21 protein-coding genes are annotated in these 20,894 nt (G+C 48.2%); 12 read left to right on the forward strand and 9 right to left on the reverse strand.

The window, feature by feature from the left end; all coding sequences use genetic code 11:
• Positions 1–28: 28 nt before the first annotated feature.
• Positions 29–958 (reverse strand): phosphotransferase family protein, encoded by a 930-nt coding sequence (locus IEX98_RS02275; protein WP_188887308.1) that lies wholly within the window; start codon positions 956–958, stop codon positions 29–31.
• A gap of 1 nt (position 959) precedes the next feature.
• Positions 960–1,538 (reverse strand): NUDIX hydrolase, encoded by a 579-nt coding sequence (locus tag IEX98_RS02280; protein WP_188887309.1) that lies wholly within the window; start codon positions 1,536–1,538, stop codon positions 960–962.
• Positions 1,539–1,716: 178 nt separating this feature from the next.
• On the opposite strand from IEX98_RS02280, the gene IEX98_RS02285 reads away from it, so the two are divergent.
• Positions 1,717–2,610, forward strand: a complete 894-nt coding sequence (locus tag IEX98_RS02285) for a DMT family transporter (protein ID WP_188887310.1) — start codon at positions 1,717–1,719, stop codon at positions 2,608–2,610.
• A gap of 55 nt (positions 2,611–2,665) precedes the next feature.
• Here IEX98_RS02285 and IEX98_RS02290 read toward each other — a convergent pair whose 3' ends face one another.
• Complete coding sequence (locus IEX98_RS02290) at positions 2,666–3,553, reverse strand: DUF4358 domain-containing protein (protein ID WP_188887311.1); 888 nt, start codon at positions 3,551–3,553, stop codon at positions 2,666–2,668.
• A 199-nt stretch (positions 3,554–3,752) separates the two neighbouring features.
• Between IEX98_RS02290 and IEX98_RS02295 the strand changes: the two genes are divergently transcribed.
• Positions 3,753–3,974, forward strand: a complete 222-nt coding sequence (locus IEX98_RS02295; RefSeq protein WP_188887312.1) for a hypothetical protein — start codon at positions 3,753–3,755, stop codon at positions 3,972–3,974.
• 48 nt (positions 3,975–4,022) lie between these two features.
• On the opposite strand, the gene IEX98_RS02300 is transcribed toward IEX98_RS02295, so the two are convergent.
• Positions 4,023–4,949 (reverse strand): AraC family transcriptional regulator, encoded by a 927-nt coding sequence (locus tag IEX98_RS02300; RefSeq protein WP_188887313.1) that lies wholly within the window; start codon positions 4,947–4,949, stop codon positions 4,023–4,025.
• A gap of 150 nt (positions 4,950–5,099) precedes the next feature.
• Between IEX98_RS02300 and IEX98_RS02305 the strand changes: the two genes are divergently transcribed.
• Entirely contained in the window at positions 5,100–5,831 is a 732-nt protein-coding gene (locus IEX98_RS02305; RefSeq protein WP_188887314.1) for a ThuA domain-containing protein, read from the forward strand.
• A 738-nt stretch (positions 5,832–6,569) separates the two neighbouring features.
• On the opposite strand, the gene IEX98_RS02310 is transcribed toward IEX98_RS02305, so the two are convergent.
• The gene (locus tag IEX98_RS02310) at positions 6,570–7,049 is read right to left on the reverse strand and encodes a hypothetical protein (protein WP_188887315.1); all 480 of its coding nucleotides are present in this window, start codon (positions 7,047–7,049) and stop codon (positions 6,570–6,572) included.
• A gap of 304 nt (positions 7,050–7,353) precedes the next feature.
• On the opposite strand from IEX98_RS02310, the gene IEX98_RS02315 reads away from it, so the two are divergent.
• The 4 genes from IEX98_RS02315 to IEX98_RS02330 are packed head-to-tail and all read left to right on the forward strand — an operon-like array spanning position 7,354 to position 10,571.
• Entirely contained in the window at positions 7,354–7,725 is a 372-nt protein-coding gene (locus IEX98_RS02315; protein ID WP_188887316.1) for a GntR family transcriptional regulator, read from the forward strand.
• Between the two features lie 50 nt (positions 7,726–7,775).
• On the forward strand, positions 7,776–8,549 hold the full coding sequence (locus IEX98_RS02320) for a hypothetical protein (protein ID WP_188887317.1): 774 nt from the start codon (positions 7,776–7,778) through the stop codon (positions 8,547–8,549).
• 31 nt (positions 8,550–8,580) lie between these two features.
• A complete protein-coding gene (locus IEX98_RS02325) occupies positions 8,581–9,831 on the forward strand; it encodes a hypothetical protein (RefSeq protein WP_188887318.1) in 1,251 nt (416 codons plus the stop codon).
• Between the two features lie 20 nt (positions 9,832–9,851).
• The gene (locus IEX98_RS02330; RefSeq protein ID WP_188887319.1) at positions 9,852–10,571 is read left to right on the forward strand and encodes an ATP-binding cassette domain-containing protein; all 720 of its coding nucleotides are present in this window, start codon (positions 9,852–9,854) and stop codon (positions 10,569–10,571) included.
• Positions 10,572–10,703: 132 nt separating this feature from the next.
• Here IEX98_RS02330 and IEX98_RS02335 read toward each other — a convergent pair whose 3' ends face one another.
• Positions 10,704–11,174: a CBS domain-containing protein gene (locus tag IEX98_RS02335; RefSeq protein WP_188887320.1), complete on the reverse strand. Its 471-nt coding sequence runs from the start codon at positions 11,172–11,174 to the stop codon at positions 10,704–10,706.
• Positions 11,175–11,414: 240 nt separating this feature from the next.
• Here IEX98_RS02335 and IEX98_RS02340 point away from each other — a divergent pair, with 240 nt between their 5' ends.
• On the forward strand, positions 11,415–13,031 hold the full coding sequence (locus IEX98_RS02340) for an MDR family MFS transporter (protein WP_188887321.1): 1,617 nt from the start codon (positions 11,415–11,417) through the stop codon (positions 13,029–13,031).
• A 58-nt stretch (positions 13,032–13,089) separates the two neighbouring features.
• Here IEX98_RS02340 and IEX98_RS02345 read toward each other — a convergent pair whose 3' ends face one another.
• From IEX98_RS02345 to IEX98_RS02355, 3 genes are all read right to left on the reverse strand, one after another.
• Complete coding sequence (locus tag IEX98_RS02345; RefSeq protein ID WP_188887322.1) at positions 13,090–13,557, reverse strand: MarR family winged helix-turn-helix transcriptional regulator; 468 nt, start codon at positions 13,555–13,557, stop codon at positions 13,090–13,092.
• A 90-nt stretch (positions 13,558–13,647) separates the two neighbouring features.
• Entirely contained in the window at positions 13,648–15,303 is a 1,656-nt protein-coding gene (locus IEX98_RS02350; RefSeq protein ID WP_188887323.1) for an AraC family transcriptional regulator, read from the reverse strand.
• 111 nt (positions 15,304–15,414) lie between these two features.
• On the reverse strand, positions 15,415–16,404 hold the full coding sequence (locus tag IEX98_RS02355) for an ABC transporter substrate-binding protein (RefSeq protein WP_229691939.1): 990 nt from the start codon (positions 16,402–16,404) through the stop codon (positions 15,415–15,417).
• Positions 16,405–16,618: 214 nt separating this feature from the next.
• Between IEX98_RS02355 and IEX98_RS02360 the strand changes: the two genes are divergently transcribed.
• The 4 genes from IEX98_RS02360 (at position 16,619) to IEX98_RS02375 (ending at position 20,865) form a co-directional block, all read left to right on the forward strand.
• Positions 16,619–17,536 carry an aldo/keto reductase gene (locus IEX98_RS02360; protein WP_188887325.1) on the forward strand — a complete coding sequence of 306 codons (918 nt, stop codon included), beginning with the start codon at positions 16,619–16,621 and terminating at the stop codon, positions 17,534–17,536.
• A gap of 139 nt (positions 17,537–17,675) precedes the next feature.
• Positions 17,676–19,709 (forward strand): Na+/H+ antiporter, encoded by a 2,034-nt coding sequence (locus IEX98_RS02365; RefSeq protein ID WP_188887326.1) that lies wholly within the window; start codon positions 17,676–17,678, stop codon positions 19,707–19,709.
• Positions 19,710–19,802: 93 nt separating this feature from the next.
• On the forward strand, positions 19,803–20,330 hold the full coding sequence (locus IEX98_RS02370; RefSeq protein ID WP_188887327.1) for a GrpB family protein: 528 nt from the start codon (positions 19,803–19,805) through the stop codon (positions 20,328–20,330).
• Positions 20,331–20,406: 76 nt separating this feature from the next.
• Positions 20,407–20,865 carry a GNAT family N-acetyltransferase gene (locus IEX98_RS02375; RefSeq protein WP_188887328.1) on the forward strand — a complete coding sequence of 153 codons (459 nt, stop codon included), beginning with the start codon at positions 20,407–20,409 and terminating at the stop codon, positions 20,863–20,865.
• Positions 20,866–20,894 lie beyond the last annotated feature (29 nt).

The following is a 20,894-nucleotide window of genomic DNA, read 5'->3' on the forward strand; positions in this document are numbered from 1 at the left end:
TGCTTTCAACCTTGTGTATTGACATGATTTACCCTCGCACACGATCCAACAAACTGATTAAATAACTGTCCAGCCGCTCGGCAATCAATTGAGGCGTTAATCCCTTCATGCCTAGCGCTGTCCAGCCTTCATAGACTTCGGGTGCCGTCCCATCGTCAAAATCGGTCAGCGTAACTAAGTCCCAGTAGGGATCATAGGTAAAAGAATCGCCTCGGTACGCTTGGTACGCAGATAAGAAATCATCTGCTGTCTGTACGTCATACAATTGCGCCAGATTGGCCCGGCAATGGCCGACATCAATGCCAGCAGGCCCGAGGCAGCCATTGACCCAATCCACAACACCGCTTACTTTCCCCTCAGTCCATAGAACATTGGCCGGGTGATAGTCCCGGTGAATAAACTGCATGGAAGTAACAGGCGGGGGACCTAGAATGATACGAGCAGCTTCTCGCCACTCTTCAGGGTGCTTCGACCACAATGATGTATCCAGCTTTGATGCATCGCTATAAGGGGCGAACGTCCACGGGAATTCAGCCAAGTCGCTGCTATGCAGCTTCGCCAGCGTCTCAGCGAGTCCGTCCACCCAGTGCAGCGGATTCGCCGGTTCTAAAACAACCTCGCCGTCCAATCGGGTCATCAGCAAAGCTGGCATACCGCAACTGCTGCCTGTCTTGTCGAAGGCGATGACCTCAGGCGTTGCGACACCGCTTATAAGGGATGCCCGGCGAAGGCTTTCAGCTTCACGGAACGTTAAATCCGGCTGCTCCTGCAGCCACCCCTTATTGTCGATTTGACGGAGCACGAAATGCTGCTCTTGTCCGTTTATCGACAGAGTTAGGCTATGGACAGGGGAGGATACACCGCCGTAGAGCTTTTTAACCGCAAGAACGTTTGCATGGGGATTGACGGCATTCACAACCCACCGAAGCGCCTGATCCGATAAGAGATGGGAAGACATATTAAATAGCTCCTTTTATAGTAACGGATTGGAGGCGTGCCAGCTTATAATTTTCCAAATAGACCTGTCTCCGTTCTTCTTCATATTCGATCACCGGGTCGATCTCCGTTGAAATCTGCTCTACCATATCATCATTGTCGAAAATGCTGTGATGGTTGTAGCAGCGTTCATCTTCAAGCAGTTTCAATAGACAGGTTGGCAGATTTGAGGCGACGCCTTGATTGTCCAGATGCATGATCCACGCGATTTCCTTCCAGTCCAATATGCCTTCGTCTGTCTTGCATGGCGTCTCATAACGATAATCTTCAGGCAGTTCGGCAACGTATACATACATGCCGCCAAAATCGGTACCGCGCACCGAGGTCCAGGTAATCATCCCTTTAAAATGAAAACTGAGAAAGGATTCAGCATCGATTCCGGTCTCTTCCGCCATTTCTCTCTCCATAGAGGAACGGGCAGACTCTCCTTTATCCAGCTTTCCTCCAACACCATTCCAGCGACCCATCCAGGAGGAACGCTCCCGGTTAAGCAGTAATATTCGAGAGCCTTGGCGAACCAGGCCTAAATTGTATTTGAGCATGTTTTTCTCCCTAATATCGCATTTCTTTATTTTCTATACTTCCTATTCTACAAAAATAGCATAGTTTGGCTTCGCTTCCTATATCCAAATGATAAATTGCGGACTTTGAAAAAGAAGCGTATGATGGGTACCGGAGTAAAAAGTTTCGCGCATCACGCAGCAGGAGGAAATATTCAACATGGGTACGTTATCAAAGCTTCAAACCGCAATGCTTATTACATTTTTGGTTATCGTATGGGGAATCAACTGGCCGCTTACTAAAGAAGCGCTGCAGGATATGCCTCCGATACTGTTCTCCGGTGTCCGGACGCTGATCGGCGGTCTGCTGCTTCTGTTGGTAGCCATTCCACGATATAAACGGCTGCAACTGAGACAAAATTATTGGATTTATTTAGTTTCTACGTTGTTCAACGTCATCTTGTATTATGGCTTGCAGACCATAGGCATTCATTACTTGCCAGCGGGACTTTTTTCCGCCATCGTATTTCTGCAGCCGGTGCTTGTCGGATTATTCTCATGGCTATGGCTTGGGGAAATGATGAATGGGCTGAAAATAGTTGGCCTCATCCTCGGCTTTGCCGGTGTCGGCATCATGAGTGCTGGAGGGTTGAGCGGCCATTTGTCGATTACGGGCATCGTGCTTGCGCTTAGCTCAGGGCTCAGTTGGGCGCTCGGAACTGTTTTTGTGAAAAAGGTAAGCAGCCGGGTCGATTCGATCTGGCTCGTATCGATTCAACTGATAGCTGGCGGATTGCTGATGACCGGGGCAGGCTCATTGATTGAGAGCTGGTCGGATGTGAACTGGAGACCGCCATTTATTTTCAACTTGCTGTTTATTTCCGTGTTTGTCATTGCGATTGGCTGGATCGTCTTCTATAAGCTGATGAACTCCGGCGAAGCGAGCCGGATGTCTTCCTTTACGTTTCTAATTCCTCTCGTCGCTATTCTGATCAGCACTTTGTTTTTCAGCGAGCCGTTCACGTTCTCGTTGCTTGGCGGCTTGGTATGCATCCTCGCCAGTATCTATCTGGTTAACCGGAAAGTTGCGGCAAGAAAAGCGATGCCGGGTTAACTTTATATGTTGTAAAAAGAAAGGCGCCGATTCCAGATCGGCGCCTTTCTTTTATTTATTTTGCGAAAATGCTTTGGAATGTTTCCTTGATTTTATCTTGTTCGGTCGATACGGAGAAGAGCACATAGTCGCCGCTGCGTACAACCTGATAGTTTTTCGCCAGCTCGTATTGATCCTGTAAGTAGTTCTCAAACCCCTTTTGAATCATTTCAGCCCGTTTATCGAAGCCAGCGGCAACTGCCTTATACTCGCTGTCTGATTTCAGCTTCACAACGGAGAATTCACTTGCCTGTATCATGATCATCGCCTGATAGAAGTTGCCTTCTTCAAGCTGCTCATCGGCATCGATACCATAGAATTCTTTGATCTGATCGCCTTCAATGGCAACGAGAGAACCAAATTGAACTTCTTCTTTTATTTTGGCGACGATATCAGCTACCGTAATTTGACCGGCCGGCTTCTCGGAAGGTTTAGCAGATGGTTTAGCCGACGGCTTGCTGGATGGCTTGTCCGATGGCGCCTGTGAAGGCTTTGGCGTAGCCGATGGTTTTGAGATAGGCGTAGGTGTAGGCGTAGGTGTTGGCGTAGCTGACGGCTTCTTGGAAGCTTGCGCCTCCTCAGTAGCAGCAGGTTTTTTAGTAGCTTTTGGCGTTGCTTCAGGTTGTTCCGTTGGTTGGATAGACGTTTCTGGTGTTGCCTTGGACTCAGGTGTTGGTGCGGTAGTCGCCTCAGTTCCTGCATCATCCGAAGGTTCAGACGGTTCTATAGTTTGATTGTCATCTGTTGGAGCTGGCGGTTCTGTCGTCTCAGGAGATGCCGTAATGGCCGGTGGAGTCGATTCTGCATTAGGGCTATTGTTGCCGTTTGCGCCGCCGCAGCCGGAAGCGGTTACAGCGATGGACAGAGACAGAAGCGTCACACAGAAATATTTGAATGATGCCATTTTTTTTAATTTCCCCTTTATACGTAGTTGTCTATTAGACGGTTTTGTCGAATTAAAGGTTTCATTCTATTTAAATACCGTAGCAATAGGCAGAACAAGCGTTATATTGTCATTCTACCAGATAGATGAACGGATTAGAAGGATAGGACGATCATCTACAGGGCATTATAGATTGTATTCCAGTTATGGAGGCGATCGGATGACGAATCTAGATGACAATGCGGCAGAGCTGTTGGCCGAGTTGAATGAGTTGATTCAGCACTGCGTATCTATCGAATTGCGGATTCATAAAGCGGATGTGAACCGCATCGTAGAGGTGATGGAGAAGCATGGCTTCAAATACAAGGTATCATGGGCTTCCATGGAACTGACCGATTTTATCGTAATCGATTTTTGGAAAAAAGAGCTGCTGAAAAAGTAATACCCTGGAAGAAGTGCAGACGCGATGATCCTCATGTGTTTGCATTGCTTAGGAGGACTGGAATGGCTGGCCCAGCCTTTCCTTGAATTGTCCAGGGGAGCAGTCGTTGTAACGGCGGAACATCGTGTAGAAATGTCCCATATTAGACATGCCAACGGCAACGGCTATTTCAGCTATACTTAAGTTTTTGGTCAGCAGCAGCTGTTCGGCCCGTTTAATCCGTTTATAGGCGAGAAAGTCAGTAAAGGACATGCCGACGGCTAATTTAAATTGCTTGATAAAATAGGTATAGCTCATATTGATTCGGCTGCATAGCTCGGAAATAGCGATTTTCGCGCCCAAATGCTCATCCACGTAATCGAGTATCGGCTGCATCCGCTGCAGCATCGGATTATCGTTATAATGAAGGCAAAGCTTATGGTCATGGCGAATCAGAAGCATCAAAATTTGCTTGAACATGGCGGTAACGGCAAGATCATGGCCTTCATCTCCGCGCTCCATTTCATCGTGTATTTCTTTAATGAGGGAGCCGATACGTTTGCGGACTTCGGGATTTTCCCGGCATATATAATTAAGGGAGCTAAGCGGCCGAAGGACTTCGGAAAACCGCTTCATGCTGTTCATCGTGCTCTGGTCCCAATAGTTTTGCAGATCGACTTGAAAGACATAATGGCTGAGCTGAAGATCGGTCGGCATCGTCGTGTGTGGTTCATTGGAGCCGAAAATCGCAACATCACCCGCATTGAGAATCAGCTTTTCATCCGGGCAAAATGCCGTTTGCTGGCCTTGAACGATATAGAGTAATTCAATTTCTTTATGATAATGCCATTTGACATATTTTTTCTCCTGCCAATCCGTTTCGGTCTGCCGTTGAATTTCCTCTGGCGTTCGCTCCTCCTCGTCAATTCGCCAAATGCGCAGCGCCAGCAGAGGGTTCTGATAAATGACCTTTTCATAACGCAGCTCCGGGTACATGACAGCTCCTCTCGTACAACTCTTTTGATTCATTATACAACAGAATACCGTAATAATAAGATGCAATCTGGAATTGGTCAGGCCGCCGCAATTGTTTAGAATGTTAACTATACGGAACATTTGAACATTCGTAGGAGGAATTGACGAGCAATGGCGAAACAGTTGAACGTAACGATATGGAATGAATTCCGGCATGAGAAAACGAATCCCGAAGTAACGGAAATTTACCCGAACGGCATTCATCAGGCAATTGGTAAAGGCATTACTGGCGATGTCAACATTACGTATGCAGTGTTGGACGACCCTGAGCATGGTTTGACGGAAGAAGTGCTTAACGGTACCGACGTTCTTCTATGGTGGGGACATATGGCTCATGGCGATGTACAAGACGAGATCGTAGAACGCGTGCATAACCGTGTATTGCAAGGGATGGGGCTGATCGTGCTGCATTCCGGCCATTTCTCGAAAATTTTCAAAAAGCTGATGGGCACGAGCTGCGACTTGAAATGGCGCGAAGCCGGCGAGAAGGAACGTCTGTGGGTTGTGAATCCAGGGCATCCGATTGCGGCAGGCATCGGTGAATATATCGAACTTGAGCAAGAGGAAATGTACGGCGAACATTTCGACATCCCGCAACCGGATGAGCTGGTATTCGTCAGCTGGTTTGAGGGCGGCGAAGTATTCCGCAGCGGCTGCTGCTATACACGCGGCAACGGAAAAGTTTTCTACTTCCGTCCAGGTCATGAGACGCACCCAACCTACTACAATGCGGATGTACGCAAAGTCATCTCCAACGCAGTTCAGTGGGCGGCTCCCGTCGACCGCGAGTACCCGCGCTACGGCCACGTTCCAGTATCGATCGAGCCGATTAAAGCGAAGTAATAAGTATGTGTAAACCCCAGCGAGTCGAGAGATTACTCTTGCCTCGCTGGGGTTCTTTTTTAGTTGAGGGTGGTAGGGGGAGGACCCATGAACCCACGAGCTCGGGAACCCACGGACCACGGATCACGGATCACGGACCACGGATCACGGACCACGGACCACGGACCACGGACCACGAATCCACGAGCACAATGAACTTTAGAAATCCCCAATCCCCACTAAAATTTGATTAGCGAAGCGGGTTCGTTAAACAACGAACCAATTTGCGCTAAACTGTTGTTTTCGCACAGCCTGAACTTCTACAACGAACTAATTTTCGCTATTCGCGAACCTACGTTCATGAATAGCGAAGCTAGCTTCGCTGCGGCAAAGTTGCGACCTCGCCAGCCCACGTGTAGCGAACTTGTCTTCGCAAAAAAGCGAAGCCGGTTCGCTCCAGCCAGAAATTGAGGGAGTGAACCAAGCTTTGTTTTCGAAAACAAAGAGGTAATCGACGATTAGCGAAGCCGGTTCGTTAAACAACGAACCAATCTTCGCTATAGTGGTGGAATTGAGCAGGCAGTATGGCTGCAGCGAACTTATTTTCGCTATTCGCGAACCTACGTTCATGAATAGCGAAGCTAGCTTCGCTGCGGCAAAGTTGCGACCTCGCCAGCCCACGTGTAGCGAACTTGTCTTCGCAAAAAAGCGAAGCCGGTTCGCTCCAGCCAGAAATTGAGGGAGTGAACCAAGCTTTGTTCACGAAAACAAGAGGTAATCGACGATTAGCGAAGTTGGTTCGTTAAACAACGAGCCAATCTTCGCTATAGTGGTGGAATCGAGCAGGCAGTAAGGCTGCAGCGAACTTATTTTCGCTATTCGCGAACCTACGTTCATGAATAGCGAAGCTAGCTTCGCTGCGGCAAAGTTGCGACCTCGCCAGCCCACGTGTAGCGAACTTGTCTTCGCAAAAAAGCGAAGCCGGTTCGCTCCAGCCAAATATTGAGGGAGTGAATCTTGCTTCGTTCTCGAAAACACGAGGTAATCGACGATTAGCGAAGCCGGTTCGTTAAATAACGAACCAATCTTCGCTATAGTGGTGGAATTGAGCAGGCAGTAAGGCTGCAGCGAACTTATTTTCGCTATTCGCGAACCTACGTTCATGAATAGCGAAGCTAGCTTCGCTGCGGCAAAGTTGCGACCTCGCCAGCCCTCGCTGGAGCGAACTTGTCTTCGCAAAAAAGCGAAGCCAGTTCGCTCCAGCCAACAGCCAACAACCAACAGCCAACATTCAAGCGAGTGACCGCTGTCGCTCCTTCTCTTCAGTGAACACAGCGGTCCAACTATGAGCGAAGCCGGTTCTCGTTCCAATAAAGGAAAGAGAACCGCAGCTCTCAGTGGAAACAGGAGCTACACCCGCCCGCGAGGAAAGGGGGCATCTTAGCCTTAGTTGAAACTAAGGCTAAGATAGCACCTAACCTATTGACAAATATTGTGTATGACCACCATAATACAACTATGCGATAAGGCAGGTGATTTACGGTTGTTGAATTTTTATGAGTTGAAGCTGAATGCGAAGGATCCGGTTTACCTGCAAATGATGCTTTACGTGAAGCGGCAAATTTTTGTGAAGCAAGCGGTGTCGGGCGACAAGCTGCCCTCGCGGCGCGAGATCGCGGCCCAGCTGAACATTAACCCCAATACCGTTCAGAAAGCGTTCAAGCTGATGGAGGATGAAGGATACGTACATACTTCCGGTACAGCGGGCAGTGTCATTTATGTAGATGAAACCTTGTACAGCCGTATCGAAGAGGAGCTGACGCGGGAGATGATTCAAGCTTTTATCCATTCGGCAAAGGACGTCAATCTTTCGTTCAAAAAAGTAGTGGAGCTCATCAGTGAGATGTGGGATTAGTTTTTTTATGCATTAACTGTACTACTATAGTAATACAAGGAGGTGCTGATATGAAGGGTTTCTATCGGTTGTTGAATCATGAAACGACAATGATGCTGCGAGGGGCGGTGATCATCTCGGCAGCCGTTTTGGTGATTTCGCTTATTTTGATCCAGTCTGTGACGGGGAGCGTCCATGAGAACACTGTGCACCCCAGGTTCGAGGAGCTTTATAAGCAGTCAGGCAGTACACTAGTGTTCATCTTAGGCTTGGCCGCGACATGCGCTTGGTTTGCGAAATCCTTCTACGAAAGCTATTGGGGCAGCAAAAATATTTACACGATGCTGACTTTGCCTGTTCGCCGGGAGGCGTATTATTTAGGCAAGCTGGGTGCTTTTCTCATCTGCTTGTCCTTGCTCTTTGCTGCTCAAATGGCAACTATTTGGCTGGGGTACAGCCTTATGGACGCCAAATTCGCTGCTCATGTCGACGCTTCATATACGATGACGAACGGATTGCTGCTGGCGCTTGTTCGCTCTTCATTTTTACGATTGTTTTTCCCGCTTCATTTTGGTGATTGGCTATTGCTTGGCAGTTTGTTAATTTCTTTGGCATCTGGGCTGTATTATGGACTGATATGCGAGCGCAGCAAGCGGTTCTGGGGATTGATCTTCATCGCGGCTGCGATGATTATTGGCATTCGAGCCGTTAATCAGAAGATGGCTGATACCTTTTTTTTCAGCAGCTATACCGGTCTTTATATAGGAAGCATTTTGCTCATCGCGCTTACTGCATGGTTTGTCTGGCACAGCATTCGGCTCGTCCGCAGAGGATTCATTGCTTAGGGATAAACCAAACAGGGAGGAGGAACCTTTCATGAGGAAAATAACGAAACATGCAGCCGCGCTTCTGTTCATTGCCGCATTACTCATCTATGGCAGTGTATATGTTTCCGCCATCTCGCAAAAGAAGGATTGGCTGTTTGAGTTGAAGGATCTAGAAGGAAACCGAGAAGCGATGAGCGGTGTGACGTTTCACGGGAAAATAAGCGACGGGTATCTTCAGACGAGCTTTGCCATGCAGCCAGATGGAGCGGTGAGCAGCAAAACAGAAATTTTTCCGGTTCCGCAGCAGCCCAGTCCTTATCGATATATATCTGGGGGTTCGAAGTTAATCGATGGATTTTATTACGAAATCCATGGAAGCGGTTCGTATGAAGTAATCGAGCGCAGTCTTAAAAATTCTTATCGCAAAATCGGAAATGGCTATATATTTCCTGAGATCCGTAATATCAAACCGGAGCCGAATCAGGTGACGTATTCGAATTCACTGGAATACGGTCTAGCAAAAGTTGAAGATAAATTGTACTTCATTGTACCGACTACTGACCAATACACGGGAACGAATGCGATTTATGAACTTCGCGATGGGGAGGAGCCCCGTCCGATTGTGACCATTGATTTGGAGCAAAATAAAGATAATCATGCGCCGAGTCTGCAAGTGTTAGGTTTGGAATCGGTTGGCGATAAGCTTGTTCTTATTATAGCTGAAGGGGATCGACTCCTTGCAAAAGGCTATGACAGTAGAACGGGCAAGCCGATTGGCGAAGCATCTGTCGGCCGCTTTCATATGAACGGCTGGCACACCGACGGCACACCTGAAGAGGCGGATGTTAACGGACACAGTGAACCCTATACTGTATTTCATGATCTGAAGGAAAATAAGCTTATTTTAAACTTTAGAGCAAGCACGAATGATCCGCATGCGATGAATCGAACAATGGTTACATTCGACGTATCGGAGCAAATCACGCTAGTTGATGAGGTGCGGCATGTTTTTAAGGACGGCAATGGCAGCTATTATTTTGATCCGACTACGATAGCCTATAAGAACGGCAAACTGTATGTAGCCATGATCTTCTCGGAACAGGGAGAGCTAACCTATGACATCACATTGCCCAAGCATTTATACGTCTATGTATTTCAGTCATCTTCCCTGCTGTACAAGGGGGAATTGGCCACGAATGTTAATGACGATCTAATCCGGACGATTCATATGCCTGACAAGGAGAATAATAATTATTCGATGCAGGAGAATCGTTATTATGATCAACTTGCGTTCGAGTAGTCGGGAAGGAGAAGAAAGGGATGCTTGAATTGCAGTACGTAGAATCCAAGTTTGCAGTAAATGAGACTCCCGTATTATACGTGGATAACTTGACGATCAAGAGCGGAGAAATCGTTGGCTTGCTCGGCGCTAACGGCAGTGGAAAAACGACGCTGTTGAAGGCCATTATGGGGCTTGGTGACATTCGACATGGTGAGATTAAGCTCAATGGCAGGCCGGTCAGTGAGCAATTCGAGAGCATTGCGTTCATTACGGAGGAAGGCAGCTTCCCGCCTCGTATGACGCCTGAACGGTATGCTCGATTTTTAGCGGAATTTTACCCTTCTTTCAGTTATGAGCGTTATGTAAGAATGCTGCAATGGTACGACTTAGAACTCGACAAACCGATAAAATCTATGTCCAAAGGTCAAAAATCCAAGCTGGAGATTTGCGCAGGCTTTGCCAAAGGGGCAAAAACGCTGCTGATGGATGAACCGTTTCAAGGGAAAGACTTGTTTGCAAGACAGGACTTTTTGAAGCTGATGGTGTCCAGCCTTACGGGCGAGGAAACTTTAATTATAACGACACATCTCATCGATGAAATTGAGAATGTCATTGACCGGGCCATCATTCTTAAACAGGGCAGAGTAGCTGCCGATCGTTATATCGATGATATCAGGCAGGAAGGTAAAAGTTTATCGGATTTAATGGCCGAAGCCGCCGGTTATAAAGAGAAGCGAAGTCACTCACTATTTGACTAGCGCTATTCATACGGTAAGGAGGGTTCAAACTTGAATATTCGAACAGAAAGTCCGCATGATTATATTTAATATCCCACACCGAAAAAAACGCAAATTCCGCTTCAATAGCGGCAGGAGCGTTGTTTTTTTGCGCTAACAAAGGTTGTCTTTATTTTTCTCTTTAAAAACATTTCGGATCACGTCGCCACGGCTAATGATGCCAACAAGAACGCCATGGCGTTCGACGGGCAGCTTTTTAATATGTTTTTCACCTAGCAGGGCGGCTACATTCTCGACCTCCTCGTTCCAGGCAACGGTAATGACCTTCCGCTTGGCAATGTCCATGACATTGGACTCCAGTAATTTGGAAGCGCGTTCATCGAATTTGTCGTAATCGCCTTTGAGAACAGCCATGTAGTAGAAGTTGTTGATGACCAGATCCTTATGCTTCCCGATGAAACGCATAATATCCCCGTCACTAATATAGGCGACGATTTCATTCCGGTCATTCACGATGGGCAGACCGCTGATCTGATATTTGATGAATTTTTCAACAACATCCCTGACGAGGTCGTATTCTTTCACTTTGTAGACTTGTCTGATCATGATCTCGTGAGCCTGCATCGGTTTTCCTCCCCAGTGATTGGCCTTCATTATGAATGAAGTAATTGTAGAGTAAAATAGCACAGCCCAAAGGGCTAGTCAACTTCAATTTCGCTGTTGTCAAAGTAAGGTTAATTCCAGTTGTTTTAGTAGTAAAGTTGTTTTATAATCAAAATATAGATTGGCAACCTATCTAATTTGGCTGCATTAGATTTTTGCCAAAGGTACACTAATTAATCTTAAGGAAGAGGGGAAATCATCATGGAGCATTTAACGCAGAAGAAGAAAATTACGATTATGATTGCACTGATGGCAGCCATGCTCTTTGCGGCGATCAACCAGACGATCGTCAGCACGGCGATGCCGCGTATCATCGCGATTCTGGGAGGAATGGAGCTTTACTCCTGGGTTATTACTATTTATATGTTAACGTCAACGATCGCGACTGTGCTAGTTGGCAAGCTTTCGGATATTTACGGCCGGAAGCCGTTTCTCCTATTCGGTATCGTCGTCTTTATGATCGGCGCTTTTATGTGCGGTACCGCGAATGACATTTATCAGTTGATTACGTACCGGGGCATTCAAGGCATAGGCGGCGGTATTCTCATGTCGGCTACGGTTACGGCCGTCGGCGATTTGTTCGCTCCACGCGAGAGGGCGAAGTGGACCGGCATTATGATGGCTGTGTTTGGCTTCTCCAGCGTGCTTGGACCTACACTCGGCGGATTCATGGTCGACCATATGGACTGGAAATGGATCTTCTGGATCTTCCTGCCGCTCGGTATCGTTGCGCTCGGCATGATCTGGACGATGTTCCCGAAAGCGAAAAAAGCCGAAGCCGAATCGATCGATTTCTTGGGTATGCTTTTCCTATCGTTAGCCATTATCGCTTTATTGTTGGGCTTTTCTTGGGCGGGCAGCAAGTTCGAATGGGCGTCCTTCGAAATTATCGGCTTGCTTAGCGCAGCCGTCGTCTTTATCGGCATATTGATTCTAGTGGAATGGAAGGCGAAAAGCCCGGTGCTTCCGCTCTCCATGTTCAAAAACGGAATCGTGACCGTGTCCAATTCCATTGGTTTTCTGATGAACGCTGGGATGATGGGCGCGATGATGTATTTGCCGTTTTTCGTACAGGGGGTAAAAGGCATTTCGCCTACGACATCCGGCTTCGTTAATATGCCGATGTCCATTACGATGATTGTGCTCAGTACGCTCTCTGGACGCTGGATATCAAAATCCGGCAAGTATAAACGATATGCCCTCATCGGAATGCCATTCATGGTTGCCGGGATGTTAATGATGGCATTTATGAACAGTATCGGAGTCGCGGTCGCCAGCATGATTGTATTTGGTATTGGACTTGGCATTTCAATGCCGGTGTTTACGTTAACGGTACAGAATGCCGTAGCTCCGTCAGAGCTGGGCGTTGCAACAGCCGCATCCACATTGTTCCGTAACTTGGGCGGTACGATCGGTATCGCGGTTCTTGGAACGATTATGAATTCAACGATGAGCGGAAAGCTGAAGGATGCAGTAGCATCGGGGCAAGGTCCGGACTTGTCCAAAGTTGATCCGGAGACGGCACAGCAGTTTGCAGGATTCTTAAATCCGCAATTGCTGCTTAACCAGCCGATGCTGAAGGAACTGCAGTCGACGCTGCCGGATTCCATTCTGACGATGTTTAATCAGACGATCGAATTGCTTCGCAGCGTGCTTAGCGATACGCTAACTGTCGTTTTCTTATCTGGGATGGCGCTGCTCGTCGTTGCGTTCGTGCTTGTGTTCTTCCTGAAAGAAATTCCGCTGCGTTCCTCGAACGCTCCAAAGGTAGAGACGGCGAACGCTGAGGAGAGCGTGAAGAAGCCAGCTCTTCAATAAATTTCATGCCAAACAAAAAATGCGCTATTCGCGGACTGTGTTCCGGATAGCGCATTTTTTACAAATCATCTTTGTATTCTTTTTGTGCCTGATCGGTATATTGAAACACTTGATCAAGAATTTGAATCAGATTTTCGCTTTGTTCATGGCCCAAATGTTCGATTAATCCGGCAAAAAAGGATTGATAACGTTCCTTGAGCTTTTGAGCGATCTCGTCGCCTTTTTCCGTTAGCTTTAAGTAAAAAATGCGCCGGTCGTTCTGATCGGCTTCCCGTTCAATATATCCTTGGGCAATTAAGCTGTTTGCCATTTGGGTGACAGTAGGGGAAGTAACGAGCAGCCTTTTGCTAATTTCTGATACGGTTGCACCTGTCTTGTTCTTTCTGGCGTTGTCAATGATGCATAGCAGGACGCGAACTTCGCTCGCTTTAATGCCCCACATCGATTGCTTGCGCCATTCTGCCTTCCCGAATCTTTGGAAGGCTTCCATCATACGCGTGACAAAGTCGTAGTTCTCATCCGTCATTAGAGACCTCCACAAGAGTCTTTCTAAAAGTCATTATAGTGAAGAAATGGCAAGCGAGTCAAACAAACCATTCACGCAAATGCTGCAAAACTAAGCTTGCCGGAGCAGCTCGGGCAGATAATGCAGCAGCTTCTCAGAGGTGTATCCGTCGCCGCTGTTCCATTTGGAATCAATCAGATAGACATACCCATTGCGGACGGCTGGAATAGCGTTCCAAGCCGGGCTAGCGAGCAGTTGGTCCATCGCTGCTCTGGAATCGGACCGGTCCGGTACGAGCATAAATAGCCGGTCTCCCGCGTATTGCTGAACCTTATGCTCGGCAATTTCTTTGTAAGCCCGTCCAGCGTCCAGCATATCCTGCACTTTGGCAACAGGCTTGAAGCCTTGGGGATGGTACAGACTGACGGCAAGTCCAATGCTGCCCATAACGAATAATCGTCTGCCGCGATGATAGATAAGGACAGTAGCACTCTCGCCGGGACGAATATCCCCACAGAGCTCCCGCCACATCTGGTTTAAGCCGCTTTGATAGCTCTCCAGCCATTGTACGGCTTCTCGCTCGCGATTGAGCCATTTCCCTAAAGTTGAAAGCCGCTCGCCAAGAGGCGCCCAGCTATTATAAGAGAGGGTAGGCGCAACTGCAGACATTTTAGCATAGTCCTGGTCCCCGTTAGTGCTAATAATCAAGTCGGGATCAAGGGCAGAGGCTAACTGATCGTTGAACGGCTTGCCGACATCTGGAAGCGGGAGTTCAAGTGCCGAGATCAGCTCTTGAGATGCATCATACAAGGAGCAGCCGACAGGAGCGAGGCCAAGAGCCAACATATCGCCAAGCGCTTCCCCATAAAAGATGATGCGCTCCGGGGCGGGCGGGATGCAGACTCTATGACCCTGCCAGTCCATGACGATATCGCTTCCTTTCATGGATAAGGCATATTGCCGGGGTGCAACACCGCTTATTTGACGAAATCTTCGGCTGTAGTAGTATTCGTCCTTGAAGCCCACCCGTTCGGCGATATCACGAAGCGGCTCGTCTGATTCGATCAGCCATTTCTTGGATCGTTCAATACGCAGCTCAGCCAAGTAATCAAGCGGCCGCTTACCCGTCCTTTCTTTGAACAAAGATGTATACTGCCATGGCGGCATTTCCGCCATACTGGCCAGCGCTTTCACAGTAATCTGTTCCATGTAAAACTGATCAAGGTAACGCAACGTTTTATCAACCATCGAGGCTTTTCCAAGAGATTGCTGCTGCAGGGGCTGGGCCATTAGAAATAGGAACAGCTCCTGAAAATACAGCTGCTGCTGAAGAGCTCCAAAGTTGCCCGTTTGCCGATTGGCATCCTTAAGTTCAAAGAGCAGCTCATGGAATTCCGAGATCGGCGGAGCGGGCAACTCGATCAAGTCCTTTATTAAAGATTCGAGATAGGGAGCGGCCGCCTTGCCCTCCACCCGCTTAAAGGCTTCAAAATAAATGCAGGTGTATCGAATGCTCTGGCTGTCGCCATTATCAAATTGATAGGAGGAGCTTGGCTGAAGCAAATAGCAGTTGTCTGGCTGGAAGGTATAGTAATGATGGTTCAGGTAAATCGTACCTTCACCTTGTTCGATAATAAGCAGGCAATGGGCTGCCGTTATTTGTTCTTCACTTGTTACAGCCGGGGGGATCGTGAAGGAATCGATATGGGATAAATGCAGCATGAGGCTGCGGAACGGGGCTGGGTGGGTAGCGCTGGATGGCATCATTATTCCTCTTTTCCTATAACAAATAAATGAGAATAGTTATCATTTATTATAGAGAAATAAATACGGTCTTTCAACCGGAGTTGAAGACCGCATCAGTTTCCACCGGATAAATTATTTGAGCAATTGCTTGGGCAGCTCTTGCGTCAGCCATTCCCGGGACTTCGCGTCGCTTGTCGCTTTCATAATATCGAATTCATAGACCTTGCCTGCTTGAACGGCAGGGAGCTTCTTCCAGATTGCGCTATTCACTAGTTCATTTGATTCGTTCCGCGCATCAGAGGTTACTGGAGTCAGGATGAACAAGCGGTCACCGGCAATTTCGGGAAGAACTTCGGTCGAAATCTCTACGAATCCTTGGCCTTCCTTAATCATTTCGGCTACTTGAGTAACCGGCTTAAAGCCGTTTTTCTCATAAATAAATTGCGGAAGACCGGCTCCGGCCATAACAAACAATCTTTTTCCCGGATACATCGTCAGGACGGTAGCGGTTTCGCCCTCCTTCAAACCGTTCTCGTGGAGCTTTTTCCACATTTCGTCTGTAGCGGTATGGTGAGCGGCAATCCAGTCCTCCGCTTCTTGTTTTTTGTTCAACAGATCTCCTAATGTACGCATGCGATCGTCAAGCGAAGCAAACGTGTCGAAGGTGACGGTTGGCGCTACTTTGGCTAACTGTGCGTATTGGGCTTCGTCTGCATTGGAGAAAATAATTAAATCCGGATTAAGGGACATCGCTTTTTCCGGCTCGATTGGAAAACCTACATCAACAGCATCCGGTAAAAGGTCCTCGTACACCGCACCGGTTATATCGGTCGTCCCGATTGGTATAACACCAAGCGCTAGCAGATCGCCTGTCGTTTCACCGTGATAAATGACACGCTGAGGAGTAGTAGGAACCTGCACGGTATGTCCGGTCCAGTCGGTAAAGTCGCGGGTTGCAGATTCAGTTTCAGTTTGCGGGCCTGTAGTTTCCGCCGGAGAAGCTGTAGCAGATGGCGTTGCAGTCGCATCAGTTTTCGTATTGTTTGCACTGCAGCCCAGCAGCAAGGTTCCGGTAAAAGCAAAGGCAGCAAGCAGTGTGATGATTATTTTCGTTCTTTTCAACGTAATTCCCTCCAACAAGTTGTCCTGAATTTTTAAGATAATGATAATCATTATCGATATATGTCATCATAATAGAATGCGAATCTCAGCTCAATGGATAAATTTAAATCGTCACTTTTATTTTGTACAAATCAAGGAGGGGCGGGCTCGTTCTGATCCGCCATCCTATAGTATAATTAATCCATTACATAGGATGATTGGAGTGGTAACGTCAATGAAACGCAATCGGCTTGGCTCCTCGGAGCTGTATGTTGGAGAAATCGGGCTTGGCTGCATGTCGCTTGGTACAGAGAAGCAGAAGGCGATCGCACTTATACATGAAGCATTAGAACGGGGCGTCAATTTTCTGGATACCGCCGATCTGTATGAAGATGGGCTGAATGAAGAGATCGTTGGCGAAGCGATTCGCACCAGCGGCCGTAACCGTGATGAGATCATAATTTCCACGAAGGTTGGCAATCGTCGGATTCCGGGACAGGAAGGCTGGGTATGGGACCCATCCAAAGCCTATATTCTGTCCTCGGTGAAAGGCAGTCTTAAGCGGCTCGGCGTCGAATATATCGATTTGTATCAGCTGCATGGCGGGACGCTTGAAGATCCCATTGAAGAGACAATCGAAGCCTTTGAGCAGCTCAAGCAAGAAGGGCTTGTCCGGGAATACGGCATATCCTCGATCCGTCCCAACGTCATTCGTGAATATGCGGCTCGCTCTAGTATCGTAAGCGTGATGAGCCAATACAGCTTGCTTGACCGCAGACCGGAAGAGACGGTTCTGCCGCTTTTGGAGGACAAAGGCATCGGTTTGATCGCACGCGGTCCGGTCGCCAAAGGCATTTTATCGCCCAACGGACGTGTCCGTTCGGAAAAAGGCTATTTGGATTATTCCGCAGAAGAGCTGCCTGCGCTTCATGATGAGCTTGCGCAGTTAGCGAACGAAGGGCGAAGCTTGAGCCAGCTGGCAATCCGCTATTCGCTGTCTCATCCTGCTGTAGCTGTAGCCATCCCTGGAGCCAGCTCGCTGGAACAGCTCCTTCACAATATCGAAGCCAGCGAAGGGGAACCATTGACGACGGATGAGCTTGCGCTGTTGCGCAGCTTAACGAGAGCCAATCTCTATGAGCAGCATCGGTAAAATGTTGAGATGGAAGCCGATGACGAGATGTCATCGGCTTTTGCGTCCATCCCGTTCCCGGGAATGATTGCCGATCCGTTGGTATAAAATAAGTCGGATGAACGTCAGGCAAACAATCAGAGAGAGGAGAGGGAATGACGTGGAAATGATGCTCGCTATTTTGGGAATCATTACTCTTATCGCAGTATCGCATGTTTTGAACCGCATTGTGCCGTTCATTCCCGTTCCGATCATTCAGATCGTATTAGGTATCCTACTTGCTTTTCTGCCGACAGAGATGCATATTCCGCTTGATCCGGAGCTGTTTATGGTGCTGTTCATCGCGCCATTGTTATTTAACGACGGGAAGGTAACACCGCGGGACGAGCTATGGAAGCTGCGTGCCCCCATATTGCTGCTGGCGGTAGGCTTGGTGTTCGTAACGGTTCTTATCGGAGGGTATACGATTAACGCCTGGATTCCGACTATACCGCTTGCTGCTGCGTTCGGGCTCGCCGCCATTTTGTCGCCGACCGATGCCGTTGCGGTATCCTCCATCTCAGCAAGAGTCCATCTGCCGAAACAAATTCACCGCTTGTTAGAGGGCGAAGCGCTAATGAATGATGCATCTGGACTTGTGGCCTTCAAGTTTGCTATTGCGGCGACCGTGACAGGCGCGTTCTCCATCTGGAAAGCATCCTTCAGCTTCGTCATTATTGCGGTAGGCGGACTTTTGTTCGGAGCATTTCTGGGACTCGTCATTATTTGGATTCGGGCGCTGCTTCGCCGCTTCGGTATGGAGGATGTGACGGTACATATGATGCTCGTCATCGTCACGCCGTTCCTGATCTATATTTTAGCCGAGGAGCTGGGGCTCTCCGGCATTTTGGCAGCAGTTGCAGGAGGAGTCATTCACGCCGTCGAACGGGATAAGATTCGTCATGAAGAAGTAGAGCTGCGGGTCGTATCGGACAGCACATGGTCTGTCATTTTATTTGTTTTGAACGGTTTTGTGTTCGTATTGCTTGGCCTGCAAATCCCTGACGTGATGACGGCGATCTTCCAGGATCAAGCCCACAACAATGTACAGGTCGTAGGCTATGTTTTTCTGCTTTACATACTATTAATTGTCATTCGCTGCATCTGGGTGTATTTGTCCAATGTCTTCTCCAGAGGACAGAACAATGATCAGGAGCGTACTTCGTGGCTTTCGATTCTACTGCTGTCGGTGTCAGGCGTACGCGGAACCTTAACCTTGGCCGGAGCATTTTCTATCCCGTTATTTTTGGATAACGGACAGATTTTTCCGGAGCGGGATTTAATTATCTTTCTTGCGGCGGGCGTAATCTTGCTGTCGTTAATTACGGCCAGCATCGTTTTGCCGCTGCTTACTTCGAATGCGGAGCAGCAGCTCGAAGAGGCGGGAAGCGATCCTTCCAAAGAGGCGTTGAAGAAGTCGATCAAAGCAGCGATTGCCGCTGCTCAGCATGCTCGTACCGATGAAAATGACCATGCAGCAGCAGCCGTTATTTCCGCCTACAACCAAAAGCTTGCTTCTTTGAAATATGCTTACGGTCCGGCAGAGAACCAAATGCAGATGCGTGAAGACGAGCTGGAACTGCGCCGATTAGCGATCGAAGCCGAAAGGAAGCACTTGAACAAGCTCGTTGAGGAAGGCGAGGTGAAGCCGGAGGAGTCGAAGCGGATACAGACGTTCCTCTCCGGGGTGGAGCTGGTGCTGACGAACCGCTGGCGAATGTTCTGGATGCTGTTGAAGGGTCTGCTGCGTAAGCTGGCAGGTACGGCAAATCCGGATAAAAAGTTTCGTGATCATGCCCTGACCCCTGAAGAGAGACTGCGGTTCCGTCAAATTCGGATTCGCACATCGGAAGCCGCCATCGAAGCGCTGAAACAAAGCATTATGGATGACAATAAAGCTTCGGCTTATAAAGTAATAGCTGGTTATAATCGAAGGCTCGCAGAGCTCCGCAGACAGCAATCCGTCGATGAAGGCAATGAGCAGTTTGAGGAGCAAAAGAAGGAACTGCAGCTCGCTTGTATTCAAGCAGAGCGTAATCAGCTGCAATGCTTGTATGAGCAGTCCGAGCTGTCGCGCAAGCAGTTGAATAAGCTGCAAATGATGGTCAGCTACCGTGAAGCAGACATCATTGAAGAGAACGCCGAAGAGGCATAGCGGCGGTAAGGGAATAGACCATGGCAGAGCAGCGAGTAAGGTTCGCTGCTCTGTTGTGTTGCATAAGTATTGAAAGCGATAACAGGAGGGTTTATGCGAAAAGTTGAGGTTACTCCCTATCAGAGTCAGTGGGAAGAGAGATTCAAGGAGTCAGCTGCTAGTTTGCAAGATTTATTAGGAGCAGAGATTGTGACGATTCATCATATTGGCAGCACTTCGGTACCTGGATTGGCTGCCAAGCCGGTTATCGACGTGCTGCCAGTTGTGAAGGATATTAAGCGGATTGACGCCTATGAAGCGGTTATGCGTGCAGAAGGCTATATGCCAAAAGGCGAGAATGGTATTGCTGGCCGGCGTTATTTTGCCAAGGGCGGGGATTCTCGGACGCATCATATTCATATTTACGAACAGGGGCATGTTCAGATTGCACGGCACCTAGCTTTCCGCAATTATTTGCGCAATCATGCAGAAATGGCTCATACATATGGTCAGTTGAAAATCGAGCTGGCGTCTCGGTTTCCTCTCGATATCGATGCATATATTAAAGGGAAGGAACATCTTGCGAGTGAGCTTGACCGGCTGGCGCTGCTATGGCAACGGCTTCAACCCTCTGGAGAGTGAATTTATACATTTTCCATATATGAGATAGATTGGTATACTAGAATAGTAGAGTTGAAGAATAGGAGCGAGGGGTAAAGTGGAGTTAGTTATTAAAGAATGGCAAATCGGCAGTCGGGTTCCCTACGAATTGCTGCTGCTTGCCGATCCGTCCAAGCACATCGTCGACGATTATTTGCAGCGAGGCCGTTGTTTTGTCGCGGAGTCAGATGGGGAAACGATCGGTATTTATGTGTTGTTAAAGACGAGGCCGGAGACGGTAGAGATCGTCAATGTTGCGGTAAAGGAAGAGCGGCAAGGTGAGGGGATCGGAAAAAGGCTCGTATTGCACGCGATAGAGGCATCCAAAGAAGCAGGGGCCAAAACAGTCGAAATCGGTACGGGAAATTCAAGCTTGCAGCAGTTGGCGCTGTACCAAAAATGCGGATTTCGCATCGTGGGGGTCGATCAGGATTTTTTTGTCCGACACTATGAAGAAAAAATTGTTGAAAACGGCATTTGGTGCAGAGATATGATCCGATTAAGGTTAGAGTTTTAAGGCCGTTTGTTCGTCTTCCAGGGTAAGGA

Source organism: Paenibacillus radicis (ex Gao et al. 2016) (assembly GCF_014641555.1).
In the GTDB taxonomy this organism is placed as follows: Bacteria; Bacillota; Bacilli; order Paenibacillales; family Paenibacillaceae; genus Pristimantibacillus; species Pristimantibacillus radicis.

Coding starts and splice junctions, on each gene's coding strand:
- IEX98_RS02275 (WP_188887308.1), bottom strand. CDS start 958: ATGTCTTCCCATCTCTTATCGGATCAGGCGCTTCGGTGGGTTGTGAAT.
- IEX98_RS02280 (WP_188887309.1), bottom strand. CDS start 1,538: ATGCTCAAATACAATTTAGGCCTGGTTCGCCAAGGCTCTCGAATATTA.
- IEX98_RS02285 (WP_188887310.1), top strand. CDS start 1,717: ATGGGTACGTTATCAAAGCTTCAAACCGCAATGCTTATTACATTTTTG.
- IEX98_RS02290 (WP_188887311.1), bottom strand. CDS start 3,553: ATGGCATCATTCAAATATTTCTGTGTGACGCTTCTGTCTCTGTCCATC.
- IEX98_RS02295 (WP_188887312.1), top strand. CDS start 3,753: ATGACGAATCTAGATGACAATGCGGCAGAGCTGTTGGCCGAGTTGAAT.
- IEX98_RS02300 (WP_188887313.1), bottom strand. CDS start 4,949: ATGTACCCGGAGCTGCGTTATGAAAAGGTCATTTATCAGAACCCTCTG.
- IEX98_RS02305 (WP_188887314.1), top strand. CDS start 5,100: ATGGCGAAACAGTTGAACGTAACGATATGGAATGAATTCCGGCATGAG.
- IEX98_RS02320 (WP_188887317.1), top strand. CDS start 7,776: ATGAAGGGTTTCTATCGGTTGTTGAATCATGAAACGACAATGATGCTG.
- IEX98_RS02325 (WP_188887318.1), top strand. CDS start 8,581: ATGAGGAAAATAACGAAACATGCAGCCGCGCTTCTGTTCATTGCCGCA.
- IEX98_RS02330 (WP_188887319.1), top strand. CDS start 9,852: ATGCTTGAATTGCAGTACGTAGAATCCAAGTTTGCAGTAAATGAGACT.
- IEX98_RS02335 (WP_188887320.1), bottom strand. CDS start 11,174: ATGCAGGCTCACGAGATCATGATCAGACAAGTCTACAAAGTGAAAGAA.
- IEX98_RS02340 (WP_188887321.1), top strand. CDS start 11,415: ATGGAGCATTTAACGCAGAAGAAGAAAATTACGATTATGATTGCACTG.
- IEX98_RS02345 (WP_188887322.1), bottom strand. CDS start 13,557: ATGACGGATGAGAACTACGACTTTGTCACGCGTATGATGGAAGCCTTC.
- IEX98_RS02350 (WP_188887323.1), bottom strand. CDS start 15,303: ATGATGCCATCCAGCGCTACCCACCCAGCCCCGTTCCGCAGCCTCATG.
- IEX98_RS02360 (WP_188887325.1), top strand. CDS start 16,619: ATGAAACGCAATCGGCTTGGCTCCTCGGAGCTGTATGTTGGAGAAATC.
- IEX98_RS02370 (WP_188887327.1), top strand. CDS start 19,803: ATGCGAAAAGTTGAGGTTACTCCCTATCAGAGTCAGTGGGAAGAGAGA.